This window comes from Pseudonocardia sulfidoxydans NBRC 16205, assembly GCF_007989085.1.
GTDB classification, from domain to species: Bacteria; Actinomycetota; Actinomycetes; order Mycobacteriales; family Pseudonocardiaceae; genus Pseudonocardia; species Pseudonocardia sulfidoxydans.
The window spans coordinates 1-5,003 of record NZ_BJVJ01000149.1 but is presented as its reverse complement, the minus strand read 5'-3'; the positions used below and the strand labels follow the sequence as shown (position 1 = coordinate 5,003).

Annotated in this window: 3 rRNA genes; all 3 read right to left on the bottom strand. The window is 57.8% G+C overall.

Going from position 1 to position 5,003, the window contains the following annotated elements:
• Positions 1-67 precede the first annotated feature (67 nt).
• A 5S ribosomal RNA gene (rrf, locus tag PSU4_RS30530) occupies positions 68-184 on the bottom strand.
• A gap of 159 nt (positions 185-343) precedes the next feature.
• Positions 344-3,448: ribosomal RNA gene (locus PSU4_RS30525) — 23S ribosomal RNA — on the bottom strand.
• A gap of 396 nt (positions 3,449-3,844) precedes the next feature.
• Positions 3,845-5,003: ribosomal RNA gene (locus PSU4_RS30520) — 16S ribosomal RNA — on the bottom strand; the annotation flags it as partial.

Sequence of the window (5,003 nt, the reverse complement as noted above, 5' to 3'; positions counted from 1 at the left end):
CAGTTCCGAACGCACAAAAAAGGGATGGCCCCGGACCGAAGTCCGGGACCATCCCCTTCACATTTGATGTCGGCGGCGACCTACTCTCCCACACCCTGGCGAGTGCAGTACCATCGGCGCTGGAGGGCTTAGCTTCCGGGTTCGGGATGGGACCGGGCGTTACCCCTCCGCCATAACCACCGACAACACTATTCAATTCAAACTATCCAATTCAACCGTCTTTCACGACCCGCCGAAGCAGCCGGCACAAGGCCAACAACTCCGACCGGCACTCAACCCCTCCACCACACAGTGAAGAATGGGTTGTGTGCTCAGGGTCACACAGTGGATGCAAACAACACGTTGTGGCAAGCCCTCGGCCTATTAGTACCAGTCAACTCCACCCCTCACAGGGCTTCCATCTCTGGCCTATCAACCCAGTAGTCTGCTGGGGGCCTTAACCACGCAAGGTGGTGGGAGACCTCATCTTGGAACGAGCTTCCCGCTTAGATGCCTTCAGCGGTTATCCCTTCCGAACATAGCCAACCAGCCATGCCCCTGGCGGGACAACTGGCACACCAGAGGTTCGTCCGTCCCGGTCCTCTCGTACTAGGGACAGCCTTCCTCAAGTCTCCTACGCGCGCGGCGGATAGGGACCGAACTGTCTCACGACGTTCTAAACCCAGCTCGCGTACCGCTTTAATGGGCGAACAGCCCAACCCTTGGGACCTACTCCAGCCCCAGGATGCGACGAGCCGACATCGAGGTGCCAAACCATGCCGTCGATATGGACTCTTGGGCAAGATCAGCCTGTTATCCCCGGGGTACCTTTTATCCGTTGAGCGACACCCCTTCCACCAGGAGGTGCCGGATCACTAGTCCCGACTTTCGTCCCTGCTCGACCCGTCGGTCTCACAGTCAAGCTCCCTTGTGCACTTACACTCAACACCTGATTGCCAACCAGGCTGAGGGAACCTTTGGGCGCCTCCGTTACTCTTTGGGAGGCAACCGCCCCAGTTAAACTACCCACCAGGCACTGTCCCTGAACCAGATCATGGCCCGAGGTTAAGACACCCAATTCGACCAGAGTGGTATTTCAACAACGACTCCACAACCACTGGCGTGGCCACTTCACAGTCTCCCACCTATCCTACACAAGCCGAACCGAGCACCAATACCAAGCTGTAGTAAAGGTCCCGGGGTCTTTCCGTCCTGCCGCGCGTAACGAGCATCTTTACTCGTAGTGCAATTTCGCCGAGTCTCTGGTCGAGACAGCGCCCAAGTCGTTACGCCATTCGTGCAGGTCGGAACTTACCCGACAAGGAATTTCGCTACCTTAGGATGGTTATAGTTACCACCGCCGTTTACTGGCGCTTAAATTCTCCGCTTCGCCCCCAAAGGGACTAACAGGTCCTCTTAACGTTCCAGCACCGGGCAGGCGTCAGTCCGTATACATCGTCTTGCGACTTCGCACGGACCTGTGTTTTTAGTAAACAGTCGCTTGGGCCTGGTCTCTGCGACCGCCAACCCCTAGCCCGCAAAGAGCTTCAAGGTCAACGGCCCTCCTTCTCCCGAAGTTACGGAGGTATTTTGCCGAGTTCCTTAACCAGAGTTCACTCGATCGCCTCGGTATTCTCTACCTGACCACCTGTGTCGGTTTAGGGTACGGGCCGCAACAGCACTCGCTAGAGGCTTTTCTCGGCAGCATGGGATCACCCTACTTCGCCTCAATCGGCTACGCATCACCTCTCACCCACGACATCAAAGTCAGACACCCGGATTTACCTGGATGTCGGGCTACAGGCTTGCACCAGGACAACCAACGCCTGGCGGGACTACCCTCCTGCGTCACCCCATCGCTTGCCTACTACCGGATCGGGCCCCACGCTCCACCCACAAACCAACCCGAAGGTCAGTAAAGGGCTTCGGATGGTTAGCATCACCGGCCTCGACACGGACGCACCATCACGGGCACGGGAATATCAACCCGTTGTCCATCGACTACGCCTGTCGGCCTCGCCTTAGGTCCCGGCTCACCCTGGGCGGATTAACCTGGCCCAGGAACCCTTGGTCATTCGGCGGCAGAGGTTCTCACTCTGCATTCGCTACTCATGCCTGCATTCTCACTCGCACACCCTCCACACCTGGCTTACGCCGGCGCTTCACCGGATGCACGACGCTCCCCTACCCAACCCAACAAAAGTCGGATTGCCACGGCTTCGGCGGTGCACTTGAGCCCCGCTACATTGTCGGCGCAGGACCACTTGACCAGTGAGCTATTACGCACTCTTTCAAGGATGGCTGCTTCTAAGCCAACCTCCTGGTTGTCTGGGCGATCCCACATCCTTTCCCACTTAGCACACGCTTAGGGGCCTTAGCCGGTGATCTGGGCTGTTTCCCTCTCGACTACGAAGCTTATCCCCCGCAGTCTCACTGCCACGCTAGAAATACCGGCATTCGGAGTTTGGTTGACTTCAGTAAGATTTTGGTCCCCCTAGGCCATCCAGTGCTCTACCTCCGGTACCCACCACGCGACGCTGCACCTAAATGCATTTCGGGGAGAACCAGCTATCACGGAGTTTGATTGGCCTTTCACCCCTACCCACAGCTCATCCCCCAGGTTTTCAACCCTGGTGGGTTCGGGCCTCCACCACGTCTTACCGTAGCTTCACCCTGGCCATGGGTAGATCACTCCGCTTCGGGTCTACACCCCGCGACTACACGCCCTATTCAGACTCGCTTTCGCTACGGCTACCCCACACGGGTTAACCTCGCCACGAAGCATAACTCGCAGGCTCATTCTTCAAAAGGCACGCCATCACCACCACGACGAATCGCAGCCCGGCTCTGACGGCTTGTAGGCACACGGTTTCAGGTACTCTTTCACTCCCCTCCCGGGGTACTTTTCACCTTTCCCTCACGGTACTAGTCCGCTATCGGTCACCAGGGAGTATTTAGGCTTAGCGGGTGGTCCCGCCAGATTCACAGCAAATTCCACGAGCTCGCTGCTACTCGGGAACAACATCCAAACCGCATGCAGTGTTTTCGCGTACGGGGCTCTCACCCACTACGGCGACCCTTTCCAGAAATCTTCCGCTAACACCACACAACGACTTCCCGAACACGGCAGTGTCCGAACGACGCCGTCCCACAACACCCCAACCGCAACGCCTGCCGGCTATCACACGACCAAGGTTTAGCCTCATCCGCTTTCGCTCGCCACTACTCACGGAATCACAATTGTTTTCTCTTCCTGTGGGTACTGAGATGTTTCACTTCCCCACGTTCCCCCTCATACCCTATGAATTCAGGCATGAGTGACACCCCATGACGGGTGCCGGGTTTCCCCATTCGGAAACCCTCGGATCACAGCTAGGTTGACAGCTCCCCGAGGACTATCGCGGCCTCCCACGTCCTTCATCGGCTCCTGATGCCCAGGCATCCACCGTGTGCCCTTACACACTTGACCACAACAAGATGCTCGCATCCACTATGCAACACTCAACACACAACCACACCCCACCAGACCAGCACCACCACAACCACCCACCCCGAACAACTCAGGGCCACCCCACCACAAAAGGCGAGACAAAACAGGCTGCGTTAGGACACCACCAGCAGGAGCGGACCAGAAAAAACAACCCCGAAAGGATGTCTTCTCAGGACCCAACAGTGTGCCAAGCTCTTCACGTTTCCGAATCGGCAGAAAATGTTCCACCCAGCCACACCACACACCAAAACCCCCGAACCAGGGGCCGGCACGCTGTTCACGGTGCGGAATCAGATGAAAGGAGAACCAACCTCGCGCGCAGCCCCGAAGGACTACCACCAGCCGGTTACTCTCACCACTCGGTGAGCTCCTTAGAAAGGAGGTGATCCAGCCGCACCTTCCGGTACGGCTACCTTGTTACGACTTCGTCCCAATCGCCAGTCCCACCTTCGACAACTCCCTCCCACAAGGGGTTAGGCCGTCGGCTTCGGGTGTTACCAACTTTCGTGACGTGACGGGCGGTGTGTACAAGGCCCGGGAACGTATTCACCGCAGCGTTGCTGATCTGCGATTACTAGCGACTCCAACTTCACGGGGTCGAGTTGCAGACCCCGATCCGAACTGAGACCAGCTTTAAGAGATTCGCTCCACCTCACGGTCTCGCAGCCCTCTGTACTGGCCATTGTAGCATGTGTGAAGCCCTGGACATAAGGGGCATGATGACTTGACGTCATCCCCACCTTCCTCCGAGTTGACCCCGGCAGTCTCCCATGAGTCCCCGGCATAACCCGCTGGCAACATGGAACGAGGGTTGCGCTCGTTGCGGGACTTAACCCAACATCTCACGACACGAGCTGACGACAGCCATGCACCACCTGCACACCAACCACAAGGGAAGCCCTATCTCTAGGGATGTCTGGTGCATGTCAAACCCAGGTAAGGTTCTTCGCGTTGCATCGAATTAATCCACATGCTCCGCCGCTTGTGCGGGCCCCCGTCAATTCCTTTGAGTTTTAGCCTTGCGGCCGTACTCCCCAGGCGGGGCGCTTAATGCGTTAGCTGCGGCACAGAGACCGTGGAATGGCCCCCACACCTAGCGCCCAACGTTTACGGCGTGGACTACCAGGGTATCTAATCCTGTTCGCTCCCCACGCTTTCGCTCCTCAGCGTCAGTATCGGCCCAGAGACCCGCCTTCGCCACCGGTGTTCCTCCTGATATCTGCGCATTTCACCGCTACACCAGGAATTCCAGTCTCCCCTGCCGAACTCCAGTCATGCCCGTATCGACCGCAAGCCCACAGTTAAGCTGCAGGTTTTCACGACCGACGCGACAGACCGCCTACGAGCTCTTTACGCCCAATAATTCCGGACAACGCTCGCACCCTACGTGTTACCGCGGCTGCTGGCACGTAGTTGGCCGGTGCTTCTTATCCAGGTACCGTCACTCACGCTTCGTCCCTGGCGAAAGAGGTTTACAACCCGAAGGCCGTCATCCCCCACGCGGCGTCGCTGCGTCAGGCTTCCGCCCATTGCG